The organism is Arthrobacter sp. 754, from assembly GCF_040548695.1.
In the GTDB taxonomy this organism is placed as follows: domain Bacteria; phylum Actinomycetota; class Actinomycetes; order Actinomycetales; family Micrococcaceae; genus Arthrobacter.
Genome location: NZ_JBEPSC010000005.1, coordinates 170,029 through 190,624 on the forward strand (window position 1 = coordinate 170,029; position 20,596 = coordinate 190,624).

The window sequence follows — 20,596 nt, forward strand, 5'->3', positions numbered from 1 at the left end:
GCTCAGCGGCATGAGCGAATCAATTTCCGAAGTGCATAACCTGGAACACCACGAGTGCTGGGAACTGCTCCGGACCGTGTCCGTGGGCAGGCTGGCCGTGGTGGTGGACGGTCACCCGGACATCTTCCCCATTAACTTCACCGTCGACGGCGGCACGCTGGTTTTCCGCACCGCCGAGGGCACCAAGCTGGCCAGCGCCACAGGAGGCTCACCGGTGGCTGTGGAGGCTGACGGCGTTGATGCCGTCAGCGGCCTCGCTTGGAGCGTGGTGCTGAAGGGGCCCGCAGCCGTGGTGAAGGGGACGGAACGGATCCTGGACACCGCAGCCCTCTACCTGTTCCCCTGGCAAGCAGGGAAAAAGGACGTTTTTGTGAGGATCAGCCCTGACACCCTCACGGGCAGGCGGTTCAAGGTCACCGCTCCTGTGACGTGGTGGACCCAGCTCAGCGGAGCAGCGAAGGCATCCCCGGAGTAGGTCCCCCGGACTTCCGGCCCCCGGGGCGGTCCGACGGACAGTCCTACAGCCAGTCAGGCGAGGCGGGTGATTTCCACGCTGACGCTCAGCGCCGATCCGCCGCCGCCGGACAGGATGCCCTTCAGCGGCGGCACGTCCCGGTAGTCCCGGCCCTTCGCCACGGTGACATGGTAGTCACCGGCGGGCTTGTGGTTGGTCGGGTCCCAACTGCGCCAGTCCCCGTCCCACCACTCCAGCCACGCATGGGACTGGCCGGCAACCGTCTCGCCGATTCCCGCCGTCGACCGCGGGTGCAGGTAGCCGGACACATAGCGGGCCGGGATTCCGCAACTTCGCAGTGCGCCGATGGCCAGGTGCGCAAGGTCCTGGCAGACGCCCTGCCGCTGGCCCCAGGCTTCCTCGGCGTTGGTGGTCACCGCCGTGGAACCCGTCATGTACGTCATCTCACCGCGCATCCACCCGAAGATCGCCTGCGCTGCCTCGTACGGGTTCTTGCCCGCCACCACGCCGGGGATAATTCCCAGGACCTCGTCCCCCGGGCCGCTCAGCTGGGACTGCGGCAACCAGTCACTGAACCTGTTCAGGGTCTCGGCCGAAGCCAGCACGTCCCAGCCGGCGATCTCCGAATCCGACGGGATTTTCTCCGCACGGTGAACCTCCACCGTGATGTTGGAGATGACTTCGAGGTGGTCGTGCGGCATCTGCATATCGAAGGCTGTAACCCTGGTGCCCCAGTAGTCACGGTAACTGCTGACGGCCGCCTGGGTCGGGGATACCTTGAGCACCGACTCGAGGACCACCTGCTGGGGATCGGTCAGGGGCGTCATGCGGGCTTCGTTATAGGAGAGCGTGACGCGCTTGTTGTACTTGTAGGCCGTCGTGTGGACGATACTCAGCCGGGTCATGAAACTTCTCCCACCCAGGCAAGTTCGTCCGCCTGATTGAAGTACTTACGGGAAATGGCGTCCGAGGCCTGGGCCACGGCCTTCTGCACGCGTTCCATGTGCTCCGGCAGTTCGGACATCAGATCGTCGGTCCGGTGGAACTCGAGGAAGGTCCGGGCCTGCCCGACAATCCGGCGGGCGTCGTTGATGAAGCCCACGCGCTGAGCCGAGGGGTCCAGCTTGGCGAGGCATTCGTCGGCGTCGCGCAGGGCGTAGACAATGGAACGGGGAAACAAGCGGTCCAGCAGGAGGAACTCGGCGGCGTGCTGGTCCCCGAAGGCAGCGCGGCGGGTCCGCAGGAAGGATTCATAAGCCCCGGCACACCGCAGCATGTTCACCCAGGACATGCCTGCGGAGAGGACGTCGCGGGTGGAGAGCATCCGCGCGGTCATGTCGGCGCGCTCAAGGGACCGGCCCAGTACCAGGAACAGCCAGCTTTCGTCGTGGCTCACCGTGGTGTCCGCCAGGCCGCTGACCATGGCGGTCCGTTCCAGCGTCCAATTGCAGAAGCGGTAGGTCCCGACGACGTCCTTGCGGTGCTGGCTGAGCCCGTAGTACGTAGTGTTGAGGCTTTCCCACAGTCCGGAGGACACGGTCTCGCGGGCACGGCGGGCGTTCTCGCGGGCGGCGCCCAAAGACCCGGCGATGGAGGTCGCGCTGGTCTTGTCATAGGCCAGGGCGTGAAGAAGTTCGGGCAGGCCGAAGTCCTCGCTCTGCGGCCGGGCGCCCATGACGGCGAGCAGTTCCTGCGCCACCCTGCGGCGTTCGTCCATGGGAAGGTGGTTCAGGCGCTCGAGGTGCACGTCCAGGATGCGTGCCGTACCGTCGGCGCGCTCAACGTACCGTCCGATCCAAAAAAGGGACTCAGCAATACGGCTAAGCATTCGCGGCTACCTCCTGGGCGTCCAAGATCTGTGGGGTTGAACCCGTGACTGATTGTGCCGGTTCCTGTGCCGGGCTCACTGCTGCTGCTCCGACTGGCGGTCGCGCCAGTTGCTCTCGACGGGCCACACGGAAACCCGCTCACGGATGGAAATGGTGGGCCGCGGGATGGTCTCAACCGGCACCTGCGGCGAGTTGGCCAGCACCCACGTATCCTTCGAACCGCCACCCTGGCTGGAGTTCACGATCAGGGATCCCTCCTTCAGCGCCACCCGCGTCAGGCCGCCGGGCAGCACCCAGACGTCGTCGCCGTCGTTCACGGCAAAGGGACGCAGGTCCACGTGCCGGGGGCCGAACTTGTCCCCGCCCAAAGTGGGCACGGTAGAGAGCTGCAGCACCGGCTGGGCGATCCAGCCGCGGGGGTCTGCGATGACCCGCTGGCGCAATGCTTCGAGTTCGTCTTTGGACGCGTCCGGACCGATGACCAGGCCCTTGCCGCCGGAGCCGTCCACGGGCTTCACCACCAGTTCGGCGAGGTTGTCCAGGACGTACTCCCGGGCTTCCTTCTCTTCCAGCCGGAAAGTGTCCACGTTCGCGATGACGGGTTCTTCGTTGAGGTAGTACCGGATCAGATCCGGAACGTAGCTGTAGACGAGTTTGTCGTCGGCCACGCCGTTGCCGACTGCGTTGGCGATGGTCACGCCACCGGCCCGTGCGGCGTTGACCAGCCCGGGGCAGCCGAGCATGGAGTCTGAGCGGAACTGCAGGGGGTCCAGGAATTCGTCGTCGATCCGCTTGTAGATCACGTCCACGCGCTGCTCTCCGGCCGTGGTGCGCATGTAGACCCGGTTGCCGCGGCAGATGAGGTCGCGGCCCTCAACCAGCTCAACGCCCATCAGGCCGGCCAGCAGGGTGTGCTCGAAGTAGGCGCTGTTGAAGACCCCGGGCGTCAGGACAACGACGGTGGGGTCATCGACGCCGGCGGGGGCCGTCTTGCGCAGGGCGGACAGCAGCCGGCGGGGGTATTCCTCGACCGGCCGGATGAGCTGCTGGCCAAACGCTTCGGGCAGGCCCTTGGCCATTGCGCGCCGGTTCTCCAGGACGTAGCTGACGCCTGAAGGCACACGGACATTGTCCTCCAGTACACGGAAGGTTCCGGCGGCGTCGCGGACCACGTCGATACCGGAAATGTGGACGCGGACCCCGCCGGACGGCTCAAAGCCGTGAACCTGGCGGTGGAAGTGGGCGCTGGTGGTGACCAGCTGGCGTGGAATGACGCCGTCCGTAACCACTGCCATCTTGTCGTAGACATCGTTCAGGAAGGCCTCGAGGGCCCGTACCCGCTGCGCCACACCTTTTTCCAGCACTGTCCACTCATCGGCGGGGATGACGCGCGGAACGATGTCCAGCGGGAACGGCCGTTCCTCCCCCGCGAAGTCGAAGGTCACACCACGGTCCAGGAAGGTCCGCGCCATCGAGTCCGCCCGTGCGCTGACGTCCGCAAGGGAGAGCTTGCCGAGGGCGTCCGCCACCTCCGCGTAGGAGTCGCGGGCCTCCTGGCCGGGAGTGAACATCTCGTCGTAGGCGCCGGTGCGTACGGCGGCCACGGAGTAATCCTGGAAAAGGTCTGACATGCCCTAAAGCCAACCATCTTTTTGTTTCGAATTCATTACCGTCATCCATTGTGGCGTGTTGACGGGCCAGCGCCGGTTCGCCGAATACCGGACCCGTCCTGCAAAGTAGGTGAGTGTCCAAGGTGTATCAGTGCCAAAGATGAGGAGCCGCAGGCTGCTGCCCGGCCTGGTGACCGCCGCCCCCGCGCTGGCCGCTGCTTTCGCCGTGCACGCCCTCATCCCCGCGCTGCCTGCCATGACCGTGGCAGTTGCCCTGGGTCTGCTCGCCGCAAACCTTCCCGGCACTGCGGTCTGGACTGCCGGCCGGGCCCGGCCCGGCCTCGATTTCGCCGGGAAGCACTTTATGCGCGCCGGGATTGTCCTGCTGGGCCTCAAAGTCAGCATCCAGGACATTCTGGGCCTGGGATGGCCCGCCATGCTCCTGATCAGCGGCGTGGTTCTGGTGAGTTTCGTCGGCACGTACCTCCTCGTGAGGCTTTTCCGGCTCCCCCAGGAGACCGCGCTGCTGGTGGCCACCGGCTTTTCGATCTGTGGGGCGTCCGCAATAGGTGCCATGGCGGCGGTGCGCCGCATCAGGCATGCGGACACCGTGCTTCCGGTCGCACTGGTAACCCTTTGCGGCACGCTGGCGATCGGCCTGCTGCCGTTGCTGATGCAGCCGCTGCACCTGAGTCCGTTGGCATTCGGTGCCTGGACGGGTGCGTCAGTTCACGACGTCGGGCAGGTGGTGGCTACCGCCCAGACCGCCGGCACTGCGGCACTGGGCCTCGCCGTCGTCGTCAAGCTGACGCGCGTCCTGCTGCTGGCACCCGTGGTGGCGGTGGCTGGCTTGCACCACCGTTCCAATCACCGTTCCCACGGCTCCGGGGAGAAATCCCTACCTCCGCTGGTGCCGCTGTTCGTCGTCGGGTTCGTGGTGATGGTGGCACTACGGTCCACTGGCTGGCTGTCGGAGGCCTGGCTCGATGCAGGAGCCGGGCTGCAGGACATAGTCCTGGGAGCGGCGCTCTTCGGGCTGGGGTCCGCGGTGCGGATCCGCACCCTCCTGCACACGGGCGCCCGGGCACTGTCCGCTGCATTGTCCGCATGGCTGCTGATCGCCCTCCTGGGCCTGGCAGCGGCCCTGCTCATGACCGCCTAAGGGATACGGGCGGCCGGGCCCAGGGGGCCGGAAAACGCCGTCGGAGTACCGTGATTAGATAGCGGAGTGTCACACGAGAATCTGCTGCGCAGCGAAGCCGCCCGACGTTCAGCCCTGATCACCACCCACGGCTACGACGTGACGTTGGACGTGCGCGGGGCCGCTGATCCGGATGTTGCAGGCTACACCAGCCGCAGTGTCATCAACTTTTCCTCTGCCGGGACCGGACCGGGAACGTCCACCTTCCTGGACTTCATTGCCGGCGAGGTGCACAGTGTGTTCCTGAACGGCAAGGACCTGCCGGTGGCTGGGGCAGTAGACGGTTCCCGGATCCGGCTGGAGAACCTGCAGGCGGAGAACCAGGTCACAGTCACGGGGACAGCGCTGTACAGCCGCTCCGGCGAAGGCATGCACCGCTTCGTGGACCCGGCCGATGGCCAGTGCTATCTCTACACACAGTACGAGCCGGCCGATGCGCGGCGGGTGTTCGCGAACTTCGAGCAGCCGGACCTCAAAGCCGAGTTCACCTTCCATGTGCTGGCGCCGTCGGATTGGGAGGTCGCGTCCAACGGAGTCGAGGCCGCCCGGACTGCGCTAACCAGTGATCCGGCCACCAGCCGCTGGGACTTCGCTGCCACGCGGCCGATGTCCACGTACATCACCACTGTGCTGGCCGGACCCTACTTCAAAGCCCAGGACCACTGGAGTGGAACGCTCGAGGACGGCACACAGCTGGAGGTGCCACTGGCCCTCTATTGCCGGGCCTCCATGGCGGAATCCTTCGATCCATCAGAGCTGTTCCGCCTCACCAGGAACGGGCTGGATTTCTTCAACCGCCTTTTCGACTTCCCCTACCCGTGGGGAAAGTATGATCAGGCCTTTGTGCCCGAATACAACCTCGGCGCGATGGAAAACCCGGGGCTGGTGACCTTCACCGAAAGCTATGTGTTTACCTCCCGTGCCACCGGCGCGCAGTACCAGGGACGCGCCAACACCCTCATGCACGAGATGGCCCACATGTGGTTTGGCGACCTCGTCACCATGCAGTGGTGGGACGATCTGTGGCTCAAGGAATCGTTTGCCGACTACATGGGAACCCTCGGCGTGGACCGCGCCACGGACTGGGATACGGCGTGGGTGAACTTCGCGAACAAGCGCAAGGCGTGGGCCTATGTGCAGGACCAACTGCCCACCACGCACCCCATCGTTGCCGACATCCCCGACCTTGAGGCCGCCAAGCAGAACTTCGACGGAATCACCTATGCCAAGGGCGCATCGGTGCTCAAACAGCTGGTGGCCTATGTGGGGTTTGACGCGTTCATCGCCGGCTCCCGTCAGTATTTCCGGGACCATGCCTACGGCAACACCACGTTGGCAGACCTCCTGAAGGCCCTCAGCGCTGCTTCCGGCCGCGACCTCGCCGCCTGGGCGGCGCCGTGGCTCCAGACCTCCGGCATCTCCACCCTCTCCATTGAGGAGGAAACGCACGACGACGTCCTTGGCTCCGTGTCCATCGTCCAGGATGCTGTTGACCCTGTCACGGGACGGAAGGAGCTCCGGCCGCACCGGCTGCGCGTGGGCCTGTACAACTTCGATCCACACGGTGCACTGGTCCGGACCGGGAGCATCGAAACGGACGTCACGGGCGCCCGGACGCCCCTTCCCGAACTCACCGGCCAGCCACGGCCTGCCCTTCTGCTGTTGAATGACGACGACCTGACCTATGCCAAGGCCAGGCTGGACCGGGCGTCCGAGGCCACAGTACTGCAATCGCTGGACAGGATCGCCGATCCCATGGCGCGGGCCCTCGTGTGGACTGCGCTCTGGAACTCCGCCCGGGATGCGGAAAGCCCGGCGGAGCGCTACGTCGACGCGGTCCAGGCCTTCGGACCGTCTGAAACGGGGATCGGCGTTCTGCTGAACATCCTCGACAACGCCGAGGCCGCCGTCGAACGCTTCACACCCACGGTCCGGCGGGACACACTGCGCAGTGGGTTCCTGTCAGCCGTGGACAAGCAGCTGGACTCCGCGGCGCCGGGCTCGGACCACCAGCTCGCATGGGCGCGGACGCTGGCCTCTGTCAGCCGTCACGACGCCGCGCTCCTCCCCCGCCTCAGAGGCCTCCTGGACGGCACTGAACAGGTGGTAGGGCTGGCGGTGGATGCGGAGCTGCGCTGGACGCTCTGGCATGCGCTTGCGGCCAACGGCCAGGCCACCCTCGCGGAGCTGGACGATGAACTGGAGCGGGACAAGACCGCCGCGGGCAAGGCCGGGCACGCGACGGCTGCCGCCGCCCGTCCGGACCCCGGGGTGAAGGCCGCCGTCTGGGACGCAGCTGTACACGGGACGGAGCTCTCGAACCAGATCCTCAGCGCCACGATCGCCGGCTTCACAACCGCACCCGCCGCAGTGCTGGAGCCCTATGTGGAGCCGTATTTCGAATGCCTCCGCGGGGTCTGGGACAGCCGGACCATCGAAATCGCCAGCCGCATCGTCCAGGGGCTGTACCCGCACGCCCAGGACCTCGCAGCCGGTATGCGGCCTGAGCAGCAGCCGGTGGTGCTCCGCACCGGTGAGTGGCTGGCTGCCAACACCGACGCCCCTGCGGCCTTGCGGCGGATTGTGGTGGAGCAGCGCAGCCACCTGCTGCGCGAACTCACCGCGCAGGCCCACACCTGATACAGCTGTCGGGTGCCCTAGGGAATCCGGTGCAGCCATTCCCGGGTGCCGAACTTGGCGGCAACCCTTTGATGGGCTTCCCCCAGTTCCGCGCCCGTCAGTTCCGAGGGCGTCGCGGCGTACCGTTCGGTAAAGACTTCCATCATGGCCGCGATAATTTCGGTGCGGGCCAGCCCCGTCTGCCGGCGAAGGGGGTCCACGCGTTTCCTGGCGCTGCGGGTCCCCTTGTCGGAGAGCTTTTCCTTGCCGATGCGCAGCACTTCAACCATCTTGTCGGCGTCGATGTCGTAGCTCATGGTGACGTGGTGCAGCATGCCACCGTTGGCCAGCCGCTTCTGCGCGGCGCCGCCGATCTTGCCCTGGTCGGTGGCGATGTCGTTCAGGGGTACGTAGAACGCCGTGACCCCGATTTTCTCCAAAGCGGCCATGACCCAGGCGTCCAGGAAGGCGTAGGAATCGGCAAAGCTGATCCCGTCCACCAGGGTCTGCGGCAGGTAGAGGGAGTAGGTGATGCAATTCCCGGCCTCCATGAACATCGCTCCGCCGCCGCTGACCCGGCGGACCACGCTGATGCCGTGCCGGGCGACGCCGTCGGGGTCCAGCTCATTGCGGAATGACTGGAAGCTGCCGATCACCACGGACGGCTCCTCCCAGTCCCAGAACCGCAACGTGGGGTTGCGCCTGCCGGCACCTACTTCTTCGGTGAGCACCTCATCCAGGGCAACGTTGACGTGGGTGGGCAAAACCGTGGGTGCAATGATGTTCCAGTGATGGTCTGCCCAGGTTGTTGCCTTGGCGAGGGCACGCCTGACGGTGACGGCCACGGCATCTGCCGAAAAGCCGAACAGCACGGCGTCCTCAGGCAGGCCGGCAGCCACAGCAGCGGACAGATCTGCCGCCGTCGTGGTGTCAGGGAGCCCGGTGAGGGAACGGTTGATGTCCAAAAGCGCCTCGTCAGGTTCCAGGAAAAAGTCTCCGCTTACGGAAACATGCGCAAGGTGCCCGTCCTCTACGTCGAGGTCCACCACTACGAGCTTGCCGCCGGGGACTTTGTACTCGCCGTGAAGGAGGGCGGTGGGACCGTCGGCGGGGGCAGCTGTGTCAGTCATGCCTTCCATCCTGCCGCACTTTGGCAATGGTGCGGGAAACGCACAAAGCCCGCACCGTTTCCGGTGCGGGCTTTGTCAAAGAACGTTGAGGGGGAAGTGAATTACTTCTTGCCGCCGAAGCCCTTGAAGCGAGCGTTGAAGCGCTCGACGCGGCCTGCAGAGTCCATGATGCGCTGCTTGCCCGTGTAGAACGGGTGGGACTCGGAGGAGATTTCGACGTCAATAACCGGGTAGGTGTTTCCGTCTTCCCACTCGATGGTCTTCTTCGAAGACACGGTGGACTTGGTCAGGAACTTGACGCCGGAAGCCAGGTCGTTGAAAACAACAGCTTCGTACTTCGGGTGTGTATCAGACTTCATAATTGGACCTTTGTTCGCACAACTGGATTTTGCCAGCTGCCAGGTATGAATGGGATGGCCGCTGCAGAAGGCGCAGTACAGCCAGCTATCAATAATAGCCGATCAGCGTGAACCCCGCGAACCACGCGGACGGAGTTCCCAGAAGGCAACCGCCGAGGCGGCAGCCACGTTGAGGGAGTCGACACCGGGGCGCATGGGGATCTTGACAGCCAGATCGACGGCGGCGAGCGTCGCGGCGCTCATGCCGGCACCTTCGGTGCCCAGCACCAGGGCGAGCCGGTCCGGATTCCGTGCGGCCAGCTCATCCACATCGACGGCGTCCCCGGTGAGTTCCAACGCCGCAACGGTGAAGCCGTGCTGCTGGAGGAGTGCCAGATCCTGCGGCCAGGCCTCCAGCCGGGCCCATGGCACCTGGAACACGGTGCCCATGCTGACCCGGACGCTGCGGCGGTAGAGGGGGTCGCCGCAGCGCGGTGAGACCAGCACGGCATCGATGTCCAGCGCCGCAGCCGAGCGGAAGATGGCACCAACGTTGGTGTGGTCCACAATGTCTTCCAGAACGGCTATCCGGCGGGCGCCCGCCAGGAGTTCGTTCAGCGGCAACGGCGCCGGCCGCTGCATGGCTGCCATCGCTCCGCGGTGCAGGTGAAATCCGGTGATCTCCTCCAGCAGGGCGGCCGTTCCGATGAACGCCGGAACGTCCGGATAGGAGCTGAGGACGTCCTGGAGATCCGCCAGCCACTTTTCTGCGAGGAAGAATGACCTCGGCTGGTGTCCCGCGGCCAACGCCCGGCGCAGCACGCGGGAGGATTCGGCGATGTACATGCCCTCCGCCGGTTCACGGAGCTTGCGCAGATGCACGTCCGTCAGCTGCGTGTAGTCGGAGACGCGGGGATCCTGGGCGGATTCGAGGTAGTGGATTGTCACCGGTCGATTATTCCAGCAGGTTGGCGATCATAAAGCCCAGAGCCACCAGGCCCAGCGCAAAGATGACAATCCGAAGCACGGGTGGGGACAGCCGCCGTCCGATCTTCGACCCCAGGAGCCCGCCGATGGTGGAGCTCACCGCGATCAGGAGCACCACCAGCCAGTTGATACGGTCGAAGGCGAAGAGAAGATACGAGACCGCGGCAATGAGATTGACGCCCAGCACCAGGATGTTCTTCATGGCGTTGGCATTCTGGATGGTGCCGGTGAGGAAGATCCCCAGGATGCCCACCAGCAGGATCCCCTGGGCTGCGACGAAGTAGCCCCCGTAGACGCCGGCCAGGTAGACCAGCACGAGCAGGAGGATGCCGTGCCGCTTGTCGCGCACCGCGTGCTCGGGGTTCTCTTCGCGAGTTCGTACCCAGGCCTGCAGGCGCGGCTGGAAGACCACCATCAGGAGAGCCAGGACCAGGAGGACCGGGGCGACAAAGTGGAACACCTTCTCGGGAAGATTCAGCAGCAGGAAGGCACCGGTAATGCCGCCCAGCAGCGACGCCGGCAGGAGCCTGAGCAGTTGCCGGCCCCTGCCTTTGAGTTCCCTGCGGTAGCCCCACGCCCCGGAGGCGCCGCCGGCGATCAGGCCCATGGCGTTGCTCATGGTGGCGACGACGGGCGTGAGGCCGAGGGCGAGAAGGACAGGAAAGGTAACAAGAGTGCCGGAGCCGACGACGGCGTTGATGGTTCCGGCCCACAGGCCGGCGACGAGCACAAAGATACTGCCGAGAAGATCCAAGGTACTGGTGTGTGCGCCGTCTAGCGGCGGGCAGCGGCGGTGTACCTGCCCGCGTTGACCGTGACATCAAGGTCAAGGCCGAACGTTTCACTCAGGTTCGCGGCGGTGAGAACCTCTTCGATGGGACCGGCTGCAACGACATTCGCTTCGCGCAGCAGCATGGCGTGCGTGAAGCCCGGCGGCACTTCTTCCAGGTGGTGGGTGACCAGCACGATGGCCGGAGCGTCCTCGTCCCGGGCGAGCTCGCTGAGGCGGTGCACCAGGTCCTCGCGGCCGCCCAGGTCCAGGCCGGCACCGGGCTCGTCCAGCAGCAGGAGTTCCGGATCGGTCATCAGGGCGCGGGCGATCTGCACCCGTTTGCGCTCCCCCTCGGACAGCGAAGCGAACGGCCGGTTGAGCAGTGGCCCCATGCCCCATTCGTTGAGCAGGGTGAAGGCGCGGCGTTCATCGGCCTTCTCGTACCCCTCGCGCCAGCGGCCCGTCACGCCATAGGCCGCAGTCACCACCACGTTCAGCACTTTCTCGTGCTCGGGGATCTGGTTCGCCAGCGCAGCGGACGAGAGCCCGATCCGGGGGCGCAGTTCAAAAACGTCCACTGCACCGAGGATTTCCTCCAGGATGCCGGCCATGCCGCTGGTGGGATGCAGCCGGGCAGCAGCAATCTGCAGGAGAGTGGTCTTGCCCGCGCCGTTGGGACCGAGGATGACCCAACGCTCGCCTTCCTTGACCTGCCAATCCACCTTGTTCAGGAGCGTTTTAGCACCACGGACAACGCTGACGGCGGCCAATTCAAGAACATCACTCATAGGAGTAGACACTAGGACAAAACGGAGGCCGACTGATAACTGATACATCGCCGCAACGCGATGAAGGCCCGGCCCGCTTCCCTGGGGGCAACAAATTCCGGAGGCAGTCCCCCGCTGGCTAAGATTGCAGCCATGACTTCGAACGTGACTGCGGTCAGCTACGGCCCCAAACTGATCCCCGCGGAGCTCGAACAGCTGCGTTCCCTGCTCACGGGCCACGGCGCGGCCCTCCAAGCGGAAACCCAGGCCGGGGACGGCCGGTACGACGTTCACACCGCGGATCTCGCCCTGCCCGACGCCTCGGCAGCAGGCATCTCCGCCCTCCGGCACGCTGTTGCCCGGCACAGCCAGGACGGAGTCGATACGGCGATTGTCCCGGCGGCCCTGCGGACAGCGCCCCGCAAGTTCCTGATCATGGACGTCGACTCAACACTGATCCAGCAGGAAGTCATCGAACTACTCGCCGCATACGCAGGCAAGCGCGAAGAAGTTGCCGCCGTCACTGAAGCCGCCATGCGCGGGGAACTCGACTTCGCCCAGAGCCTGCATGCCCGGGTGGCGGTCCTCGCGGGGCTGCCCGCGAACGTCGTCGATTCCGTTCGCGCTGAGGTCAGACTGAGTGAAGGCGCCGCTGAGCTGGTGGCCGCGTTCAAGGCCGCAGGCCATGTTGTTGCCGTGGTTTCGGGCGGGTTCAACCAGATCCTCCGGCCCATCGCCGAGGGCCTGGGCCTGCACTACTGGATCGCGAACGAGCTGGAAATCGTGGACGGCGCCCTGACAGGCAAGGTCCTCGGGGCAGTCATTGACCGGGCCGCCAAGGAGAAGTACCTGCGCGAGTGGTCCGCCGCCGAGGGGATCCCCATGGAGCACACCATCGCCGTGGGTGATGGTGCGAATGATCTGGACATGCTCGGAGCGGCCGGAATCGGAGTTGCCTTCAACGCCAAGCCCGCTGTCCGTGCGGTGGCCGATTCGGCCATCAACATGCCCTACCTCGACGCCGTGCGGCACATCGCCGGCGTCTGATCCTCGCACCCTGAACGCAAGAAAGGCACTCCACGGTGATGTTCACCATGGAGTGCCTTCCCCGTTGACGAAGGACTTACTTCGCGCTCTTGCCGAAGTAGTCCGAGCCGCCGGCGTACTCCGTGTGGCCGGACTCGACGTCAGCGGTGGCCATGCCGGCCACCACCTCAGCGAACTCCTCCACGGAGTAAAGCTTGCCGGCCTCGGCTCGGCGGGCCTCGATGGCGCCCGGGTTCGACCGGTCCAGCAGCGTCGCCGTGACGGTTCCTTCGATCATGTCGCCGGACACCACCACCAGGGAGACACCCTTTTCGGCCAGGTTCGGCAGGAGCTCGCGCAAAGCGTCCTCACCGGCCCGCTTGCTGCGGGCCACCGGCTCGTACTCCGGCATGGTGGGCACGGAGTTGATGAAGTGTGCCTGGTGGCTGGTGACGAAGACCACGCGCGAGCCCTCCTTCATGAGCGGCACTGCGGCGTTGAGCATATTGACCTGCGCGTCACGGTTCAGCTTGAGCGCGTAATCGTCCGCCATGCCTGATTCCATGCCGCCGGAGGCGTTGAGGACCAGGATGTCCAGCGAACCGAAGTTCTCCATGGCCGCGCTGGCCAGGGCCTGAACGCCTTCCTGGGTGGTGAGGTCAGCACCCACAGCGACGGCACGACCCCCCGCGGCTTCAATTCCGGCCACCACTTTGTTGGCGCGCGGCGCCTTCTGGCGGTAGTTAACTACGACGGCGGCACCTTCGGCAGCGAGGTTCTTGGCCACTTCGGCGCCAATTCCCCGTGAGGATCCGGTAACGATGGCGGTCTTGTTGTCCAGCAGTCCCATATGTACTCCTTTTGTTCGAAACGTCTAAAGCCTCTATGTCTGCAGTCCATCATGCCAGCGCTGAACCCGGATCTGCTTGTGTGACCCCCACAAAGAAGCCCGGCCCGCCTAGTGTCCGGTCAGAGCCGGGGTGCCCCAGGGCGGTCCCGCCGGCGTATGCTCGCCCCATGACGGGCAGCGCCGGGACACCATCAACCCCGGAAGCTTTGTTCAGCAATTCTCCCGAAGGACTTGAGCTCTGCCAGGTTGTCCGGAGCGCCATCCTCAGTAATGGTCCGGCGGTTGAGCGCACCACCACCAGCCAGGTGGCTTTCCGGAACAGGCGTGGTTTCGCCTACGTCTGGAACCCCCGGCAGCACCTGAAAACCGACGTCCCGGCGGTGCTGTCCATCGCACTCCCGCGGCACATCGTGTCCGCCCGGTTCAAGGAGGTGGTCCACCCCTCCCCCGGGATCTGGATGCACCACCTGGAGCTCCTGACGCCTCATGACGTCGACTCCGAGGTAACGGAATGGCTCAGGGAAGCGTTCGACGCCGCCGGGTAGGGAACTTGCTGTCAGTGACCCATGCCCAGGCCGCCATCGACCGGGATGATGGCGCCGGAGATGTAGGCGGCCTCGTCGCTGGCAATCCAGCGGACCACGTTGGCCACTTCCGAAGCTTCGGCAAAACGATTGGCCGGGATGCTTGCCAGGTAATCCTTCTGCGTGGCCTCGGGGAGTTCGGCAGTCATATCCGTATTGATGAAACCGGGGGCCACAACGTTCGCAGTGATGCCACGGGATCCCAGTTCGCGGGTCAGCGACCGGGCGATGCCCACCAGGCCGGCCTTGGAAGCGGAGTAGTTGATCTGGCCCGGCGCGCCGTACTGGCCGGAGACAGAAGAAATCAGCACAACCCGGCCCTTCCGCATCTTGATCATGCCCTTCGAAGCGCGCTTGATGACCCGGAAAGCACCAGTGAGGTTGGTGTCGATGACGGATGTGAAGTCTTCCTCGCGCATGCGCAGCAGGAGCATGTCTTTGGTGATCCCCGCGTTTGCCACCAGGACCTCCACCGGACCGTGGGCGGCCTCCACCTCGGTGAATGCCGCATCAACAGAGGCCTCGTCAGTCACGTCAGCCTTTACGCCGAGGATTCCGGCCGGCAACTGCGACTCGCTGCGGTAGGTCACGGCAACCTTGTCGCCGTTGGCGAGGAAAGCCTCGGCGATGGCCAGCCCGATGCCCCGGTTACCTCCGGTGATCAGGACGCTGCGGGGGGTCTGGGCTGCTTCAGGCATAGGGGGCTCCGGGATTCTGCGGCAAAAGGGCACCGCGATGGAAAACGCATGGGATTTTTACTGCCTCCGATCTTAGCGTCCGTTTGGGCGCACCTGCCGGATGGTGAGAGAATTGAGGCAAGCCTTGGAGCGTGATCAACCAACCGTGACCCTTGAAAACCATGCGGGACAGTATGTGCCCGGAGAGCCTGAACGGTTCTCCGGTGATTCCGGGGTGCACAGCATCACGGACGCTGCCGCAGCCCATTCGGAGGACATGCGGCACCGGATGATGCAGTACTCCCTCGCGATGGGAATCCGCATGGTCTGCCTCATCCTTATCTTTGTGGTGGACGGCTGGTTCAAGCTCCTGATGGTTGCAGGTGCCGTCTTCCTCCCATGGATCGCGGTGGTCCTCGCCAACGGGAACGACAAGGCAGAGGTCCACAGCGATTCACTGCTGGATTCCGCCCCGCTCGCCGAACTGGAAAGCCCCGTGGTGGCTCCGGAACAACAGAGCACAGCCTCCACGGTCCTTCAGGGTGAGCTGATAATTGATGATGGCGACGAACCCACCTACGGACAGGAACGGCGCGCTTCATGAACATTTTCGATCTGGCCGGCGGGACAGACAGTGCCGCGCCGGCCATGGGTGCCACCTGCTCCCGTAAGGCCTGCCGCTCCGAAGCCTCCTGGCAGCTGCTGTGGAACAATCCCAAGATCCATACCCCGGAGCGCCGGAAGATCTGGCTCGCCTGTGATGACCACCGCGGCTGGCTGGAGGATTACCTGCAGACCCGCGGGCTGTGGAAGGACACTGTGGTCATGGACCGGGGCCAGGCGCCCGGCGGGTCCGGCGCGGGGCAGGACAGCTGAATGTACCGTTTTCTTTTCTCCAGCAAATGGCTTGCCTACCTGCTGCTGGCCGCGGTTTTTGCTGCTGCCTGTGTCTTTCTTGGCCGTTGGCAGATGGACCGCCGCGCTGAGACCCTTGCCGAAATCAACCGCGTGGTCACGAACTATTCAGCCACACCCGTCCCCTTCCAGCAGGTCCGCGACGAGTTCTCCGAACTGGACCCCGCCAAGGAGTGGACCCAGGTGGAACTCAAGGGAACCTACGACGTCGCCGGACAAAGGATCGTCCGCAACCGTCCGCTGAACGGGCAGCCCGGCTACGAGGTGGTTGTCCCGTTCAGGCTGGAGACGGGCGAGACCGTGGTGATCGACAGGGGCTGGCTGCCTATCGGCAACAAGAACCCGGGCAGCCCCGACTCGGTTCCGGCGCCCCCAACAGGCTCCGTGACCGCCGTCGTCCGTCTCAAGCACGGGGAGCCGCGACTGGACCGCGGCGCGCCGGCTGGCCAGCTCGCCTCCATCGACCTGCCCACCTACGCGAACGAACTGGGCTATCCCTTCCTCACCGGCGCCTATGGGCAGCTCGCGTCGGAATCGCCGGCCGCCGCCGAGATGCCGTTCCCGTTCCCCAAACCGGCCACCGAAGAAGGAACGCACCTGTCCTACTCGCTGCAGTGGTTTGCATTCGGCGTGCTCATGTTCGTGGGATTCGGCTACGCCGCGCGGCAGCAGGCCCGGAACGCGGCGATCGACGCCGAGGATGAGGACGGGGACGAGGTCAGCTCCGGCAGCGCCGTCCACTCCGCGGCCGCGGCAGCCCGCCGTCGTCCGCCGGTTGCCCGCAAACGGAAGAAGGCCACAGCCGAAGAAGAGGAAGACGCCCTCCTGGACGCGCAAGGGTACTAAGGCTTCGTTCTGGGTTGCGTTCAGTGCCACGCCCGTGGCTGGGTCCGCTGCGCAACGCGCGTGGTTTCCCGCGTGCTCGCGGGAAATCACGCGCGCTGCGGAGCGAAGGTGAGCACGAGTGCCTCGGGGCCAGCCAGCAAGCGGCAAATTACGCGGCCGCTGATGCGAACGAAACCACCGCAAATCGAGGCTAAGCCAGCGTGATCAGATCCAGGTAGTCTTCGTTCCACAGGTCCTCGACGCCGTCCGGGAGCAGGACCACGCGCTCAGGGTTGAGGGCTTCGACGGCCCCTTCGTCGTGGCTGACCAGGACGACGGCTCCGCTGTAGTTCCGCAGCGCACCCAGGATCTCAGCGCGGCTGGCTGGGTCCAGGTTGTTGGTGGGCTCATCGAGGAGGAGGACGTTGGCGCTGGAGGCCACGATGGTGGCCAGGGCCAGGCGCGTCTTCTCACCGCCAGAGAGGACTCCAGCGGGCTTGTCGACGTCGTCGCCGGAGAACAGGAACGAACCGAGGATGCCGCGTACTTCCGCGTCCTTCATGTCCGGGGCGGAGGAGCGCATGTTCTCCAGGACTGTCCGGTCCACGTCCAGGGTGTCGTGCTCCTGGGCGTAGTAGCCAACCTTGAGGCCGTGGCCGGCAATGACATCGCCGGTGTCCGGCTTGTCCACGCCGGCAAGCATCCGCAGGAGGGTGGTCTTGCCGGCACCGTTCAGGCCCAGGATGACCACCTTCGAGCCGCGGTCAATGGCGAGGTCGACGTCCGTGAAGATCTCCAGCGAGCCGTAGGACTTGCTGAGGCCCTCAGCGGTAAGCGGGGTCTTGCCGCAGGGCGAGGGGTCCGGGAAGCGGAGCGCTGCCACGCGGTCGTTCTCGCGGACGGCTTCGAGGCCGCTGAGCAGGCGCTCGGCACGCTTTGCCATGTTCTGCGCTGCGACAGCTTTGGTGGCCTTGGCCCGCATCTTGTTGGCCTGGTCGAACAGGACCTGGGCCTTCTTCTCGGCGTTGGCGCGTTCACGCTTGCGGGCGCGCTCGTCGGTTTCGCGCTGAAGCAGGTAGCGCTTCCAGTCCATGTTGTAGAAGTCGATCTGGGCGCGGTTGGCGTCCAGCAGGAAGACCTTGTTCACGGTCGCTTCGAGGAGCTCGGTGTCGTGGCTGATCACGATCAGCCCGCCCTGGTGGTTCTTGAGGAAGTCCCGCAGCCAGGCGATGGAGTCGGCGTCAAGGTGGTTGGTGGGCTCATCGAGGAGCATGGTCTCGGCGTCCGAGTAGAGGATCCGGGCCAGTTCAACACGGCGGCGCTGGCCGCCGGAAAGGGTCTTGAGGGGCTGGTTGAGGATGCGGTCCGGCAGTGCAAGGTTGGAGCAGATCGCGGCCGCCTCGGCCTCGGCCGAGTAACCGCCGGCTGCCAGGAACTCCGATTCCAGGCGGTCGTAGCGGTTCATCGCCTTGCGCTGGACATCTGCGTCCTCACTGGCCATTTCCTCGTGCGCGAGCCGGAGTTTGCCGACGGCGACATCCAGTCCGCGGGCGGCGAGGATGCGGTCGCGGGCGAGCTGTTCCATGTCAGGTGTGCGCGGATCCTGCGGAAGGTAACCGATCTCACCCGTGCGGGTGACCTTGCCCGCAGCAGGGAGGCCCTCGCCGGCGAGAACCCGGGTCAGGGTGGTCTTTCCGGCGCCGTTGCGGCCCACCAGGCCGATCTTGTCTCCCTTGTCGATGCGGAAGCTCACCTGGTCCATAAGGAGCCGGGCACCGGCGCGCAGTTCAAGATCCTGGACAGTAATCACAGCAGGTAAGGCCTTTCACAACAGGGAATGCCGCAGCTCAACGGATGACGTCTGGAAGAAGCGGGCAGAATGGCCGCACAGAACGGCCTAGTCAAGTCTACCGGCCACAGTCTGGGCCCAGGACCGCGGCGCACTACAGGGACGAGGGCAGGAGGCTGGCGGGTTATGTTTCAGTGCTTGACAGCGGCACCCTCGCCTCTCGGATAATATGCATAAGGCAAAACGCGCCTTTTTGATTCCTGCATTCAACCCGCGTCCTTGTTGTGCGTTGCGGCATTGACCGCCGAACGTCCGCTGGATGCCCTCGATACGGCCAGAGCTGGGCCAGCCCGTTCACTGCACATGCCCATGACATCCATGGGCCTACCCAGGACCGCGCCATGCTCCGTCGTTTCCGACTTCTCCTGGCGTCATTGCTCGCTCTGGCGACGATAGGCGTCTTTGTTCTATTCGGCAGCTTGCCCCGGACGGCCGCTGCACCTGCGACCGTTACTCTCAGCGCGGTGGCGGATACTTATGTTTCCACAGCCACTCCCGGCGGCAACTACGGTACGGCAACAGCTTTGACCGTTTCGCAGAACACGTACCACGTACTCCTTCGGTTCGACGTGGCACTCCCTGCCGGCAGCAGCATCACGGCCGCGAGCCTGAGGATCTACTCGAAAACATCTGTGAACGGGAGCCTGCTTGTGCACCCGGCCAGCAACGCATGGAGCGAGACCACCGTAACCTCGGCCAACCAGCCTGCCTGGCAGCCAACGGAACTTGCCCGGACCGGAGTGCTTCGATCAGGCCAATTTGCCAGCGCATCCTTGCCAGTGAGCTCCGTGACCAGTTCCGGCAGTGTCAGCTTCGGACTCAACACAACGACGGGAGTGCATGGCAGCCTGGCGTCCCGAGAGTCCTCACAACGACCGCAGTTGTCCGTAACCTACGAAACATCAACCCCGACGCCGACACCCACTGTGGCTCCTACGCCTACCGCGACAGCAACTCCGACCCCGACGTCCACCGTGACAGCAACCCCGACGCCGACACCCACCCCTTCGCCTACCCCCACCGCTACCCCGACGCCGGGCGTCCCGGTTGTAATGCCAGCGGTTGAGACCGTCGGGTTTTCCGGTTCGGGGGACATCTCAGATGACTCGGCAATCTGGGTTGACCAGGCGAACCCCGCCAACAGTGTGGTGATCGCCGATAACAAGGCGTCTTCAGGCGGCGGTATCGGCGTGTTCGGAATGGACGGCAAACTGATGCAGTTCCGTGGCGATGGAATGATCGGAAACATCGACGTAAGGACCGGGTTACCCCTTGGCGGGCAATCGACCGTGGTCGTGGGGGCGAATAACCGGACAAACAATACGTTGGCCCTGTATTCACTGGATACGGCAACCAGAACCCTCTCACCGATTGGGGCCCGCAGCATCGCGACTTTCGCGCCCAACAGCGGACTCTGCCTCTATCGCAGCAAAGTCAGCGGTAAGTTCTATGCGTTCGTCACACCATATGTGTCCGGCAGCATCCAACAATTTGAACTGTCGGACAACGGCGCCGGCAAAGTCGATGCCACCCTCGTCAGGACGCTTTCCATATCCAGCATCACCGAGGGCTGCGTGGCTGACGATGATCTGGGGCATCTGTATGTTGGCCAGGAGGACGTGGCTCTGTGGAAGTACGGAGCCGAACCTGGAGCCGGCAACAGCCGGACCGCTGTCGATACAGTCGGCGGCGGCAATCTGGTGGCCGACATTGAAGGGATGGCCATCGAGTACGGCGCGAACGGTACGGGTCGGCTCTTCGTTTCCAGTCAGGGCGAATCCAAGATAGCGGTCTATGACCGGGCCGGCGGCAACGCCTTCCTCCAGAAATTCAGCGTCGGTGCGAACGGAACCATAGATGCCGTGACGGGCACCGATGGTGTGGACGTCACCACTCTGAATGCCGGGCCGCAGTTCGAGCAGGGGCTCCTCGTGGTTCACGACGAGTCCAACACCGGTGGCACTTCATCCAACCTCAAATACGTGCCCTTGGGCGCCGTCCCGCGATGACGGCGAGAGAGGCTCTGGAATTTGGCAGTTTCCTGGCGGCCAACGTTTGGACGGCGCCGCGGACGGCCACGGTCCTTTGTATCGGCCACTCAACGCCCGGCCGCCCGTTTAGTAGACCCCCTACAAAATGGAC

General features: G+C 64.9%; 20 protein-coding genes. 9 read left to right on the forward strand and 11 right to left on the reverse strand.

What is annotated here, in order from left to right; translation table 11 throughout:
• Window positions 1-10 precede the first annotated feature (10 nt).
• Window positions 11-475, forward strand: coding sequence for a pyridoxamine 5'-phosphate oxidase family protein (locus ABIA70_RS15530; RefSeq protein ID WP_354148467.1), 465 nt, complete (start codon window positions 11-13; stop codon window positions 473-475).
• A gap of 53 nt (window positions 476-528) precedes the next feature.
• Here the strand turns inward: ABIA70_RS15530 and ABIA70_RS15535 are convergent, their stop codons facing one another.
• The 3 genes from ABIA70_RS15535 to ABIA70_RS15545 form a co-directional block, all read right to left on the reverse strand.
• Window positions 529-1,380, reverse strand: a complete 852-nt coding sequence (locus ABIA70_RS15535; RefSeq protein ID WP_354148468.1) for a transglutaminase family protein — start codon at window positions 1,378-1,380, stop codon at window positions 529-531.
• Window positions 1,377-2,303, reverse strand: coding sequence for an alpha-E domain-containing protein (locus ABIA70_RS15540; RefSeq protein WP_111909491.1), 927 nt, complete (start codon window positions 2,301-2,303; stop codon window positions 1,377-1,379). Before ABIA70_RS15540 ends, ABIA70_RS15535 begins: the two co-directional genes overlap by 4 nt.
• A 75-nt stretch (window positions 2,304-2,378) precedes the next feature.
• Window positions 2,379-3,935, reverse strand: coding sequence for a circularly permuted type 2 ATP-grasp protein (locus ABIA70_RS15545; RefSeq protein ID WP_354148469.1), 1,557 nt, complete (start codon window positions 3,933-3,935; stop codon window positions 2,379-2,381).
• A 139-nt stretch (window positions 3,936-4,074) separates the two neighbouring features.
• On the opposite strand from ABIA70_RS15545, the gene ABIA70_RS15550 reads away from it, so the two are divergent.
• On the forward strand, window positions 4,075-5,076 hold the full coding sequence (locus ABIA70_RS15550) for a YeiH family protein (protein WP_354148699.1): 1,002 nt from the start codon (window positions 4,075-4,077) through the stop codon (window positions 5,074-5,076).
• Between the two features lie 66 nt (window positions 5,077-5,142).
• Complete coding sequence (gene pepN, locus ABIA70_RS15555; protein WP_354148470.1) at window positions 5,143-7,755, forward strand: aminopeptidase N; 2,613 nt, start codon at window positions 5,143-5,145, stop codon at window positions 7,753-7,755.
• Window positions 7,756-7,772: 17 nt separating this feature from the next.
• On the opposite strand, the gene lplAB is transcribed toward pepN, so the two are convergent.
• From lplAB to ABIA70_RS15580, 5 genes are all read right to left on the reverse strand, one after another.
• Window positions 7,773-8,864, reverse strand: coding sequence for a lipoate-protein ligase LplAB (lplAB, locus tag ABIA70_RS15560; protein WP_354148471.1), 1,092 nt, complete (start codon window positions 8,862-8,864; stop codon window positions 7,773-7,775).
• A 101-nt stretch (window positions 8,865-8,965) separates the two neighbouring features.
• Window positions 8,966-9,223 carry a type B 50S ribosomal protein L31 gene (locus ABIA70_RS15565; protein WP_024365679.1) on the reverse strand — a complete coding sequence of 86 codons (258 nt, stop codon included), beginning with the start codon at window positions 9,221-9,223 and terminating at the stop codon, window positions 8,966-8,968.
• A 102-nt stretch (window positions 9,224-9,325) separates the two neighbouring features.
• Window positions 9,326-10,150 carry a TrmH family RNA methyltransferase gene (locus ABIA70_RS15570; protein WP_354148472.1) on the reverse strand — a complete coding sequence of 275 codons (825 nt, stop codon included), beginning with the start codon at window positions 10,148-10,150 and terminating at the stop codon, window positions 9,326-9,328.
• Between the two features lie 7 nt (window positions 10,151-10,157).
• Window positions 10,158-10,943: a sulfite exporter TauE/SafE family protein gene (locus ABIA70_RS15575; RefSeq protein WP_354148473.1), complete on the reverse strand. Its 786-nt coding sequence runs from the start codon at window positions 10,941-10,943 to the stop codon at window positions 10,158-10,160.
• A gap of 20 nt (window positions 10,944-10,963) precedes the next feature.
• Window positions 10,964-11,749, reverse strand: coding sequence for an ABC transporter ATP-binding protein (locus ABIA70_RS15580; protein WP_354148474.1), 786 nt, complete (start codon window positions 11,747-11,749; stop codon window positions 10,964-10,966).
• A 132-nt stretch (window positions 11,750-11,881) separates the two neighbouring features.
• Here ABIA70_RS15580 and serB point away from each other — a divergent pair, with 132 nt between their 5' ends.
• Window positions 11,882-12,775: a phosphoserine phosphatase SerB gene (gene serB / locus ABIA70_RS15585; RefSeq protein ID WP_354148475.1), complete on the forward strand. Its 894-nt coding sequence runs from the start codon at window positions 11,882-11,884 to the stop codon at window positions 12,773-12,775.
• A gap of 76 nt (window positions 12,776-12,851) precedes the next feature.
• Here the strand turns inward: serB and ABIA70_RS15590 are convergent, their stop codons facing one another.
• Window positions 12,852-13,604 carry an SDR family oxidoreductase gene (locus tag ABIA70_RS15590; protein WP_354148476.1) on the reverse strand — a complete coding sequence of 251 codons (753 nt, stop codon included), beginning with the start codon at window positions 13,602-13,604 and terminating at the stop codon, window positions 12,852-12,854.
• Between the two features lie 167 nt (window positions 13,605-13,771).
• On the opposite strand from ABIA70_RS15590, the gene ABIA70_RS15595 reads away from it, so the two are divergent.
• A complete protein-coding gene (locus ABIA70_RS15595) occupies window positions 13,772-14,149 on the forward strand; it encodes a DUF5655 domain-containing protein (protein WP_354148477.1) in 378 nt (125 codons plus the stop codon).
• Window positions 14,150-14,160: 11 nt separating this feature from the next.
• Here ABIA70_RS15595 and fabG read toward each other — a convergent pair whose 3' ends face one another.
• Window positions 14,161-14,886, reverse strand: a complete 726-nt coding sequence (gene fabG / locus ABIA70_RS15600) for a 3-oxoacyl-ACP reductase FabG (RefSeq protein WP_131681422.1) — start codon at window positions 14,884-14,886, stop codon at window positions 14,161-14,163.
• Between the two features lie 145 nt (window positions 14,887-15,031).
• On the opposite strand from fabG, the gene ABIA70_RS15605 reads away from it, so the two are divergent.
• Genes ABIA70_RS15605 through ABIA70_RS15615 form a run of 3 tightly spaced genes read left to right on the forward strand, consistent with a single transcriptional unit; the run spans window position 15,032 to window position 16,626 of the window.
• A complete protein-coding gene (locus ABIA70_RS15605; protein ID WP_354148478.1) occupies window positions 15,032-15,469 on the forward strand; it encodes a DUF3099 domain-containing protein in 438 nt (145 codons plus the stop codon).
• Window positions 15,466-15,741, forward strand: coding sequence for a hypothetical protein (locus ABIA70_RS15610; protein WP_354148479.1), 276 nt, complete (start codon window positions 15,466-15,468; stop codon window positions 15,739-15,741). The genes ABIA70_RS15605 and ABIA70_RS15610 overlap by 4 nt, the downstream gene beginning before the upstream one ends.
• Entirely contained in the window at window positions 15,742-16,626 is an 885-nt protein-coding gene (locus tag ABIA70_RS15615; protein WP_354148480.1) for an SURF1 family cytochrome oxidase biogenesis protein, read from the forward strand.
• A gap of 190 nt (window positions 16,627-16,816) precedes the next feature.
• Here the strand turns inward: ABIA70_RS15615 and ABIA70_RS15620 are convergent, their stop codons facing one another.
• Window positions 16,817-18,415 (reverse strand): ABC-F family ATP-binding cassette domain-containing protein, encoded by a 1,599-nt coding sequence (locus tag ABIA70_RS15620; protein ID WP_354148481.1) that lies wholly within the window; start codon window positions 18,413-18,415, stop codon window positions 16,817-16,819.
• Between the two features lie 380 nt (window positions 18,416-18,795).
• Between ABIA70_RS15620 and ABIA70_RS21655 the strand changes: the two genes are divergently transcribed.
• Window positions 18,796-20,463, forward strand: coding sequence for a phytase (locus tag ABIA70_RS21655; protein ID WP_502917217.1), 1,668 nt, complete (start codon window positions 18,796-18,798; stop codon window positions 20,461-20,463).
• Window positions 20,464-20,596: the final 133 nt, after the last annotated feature.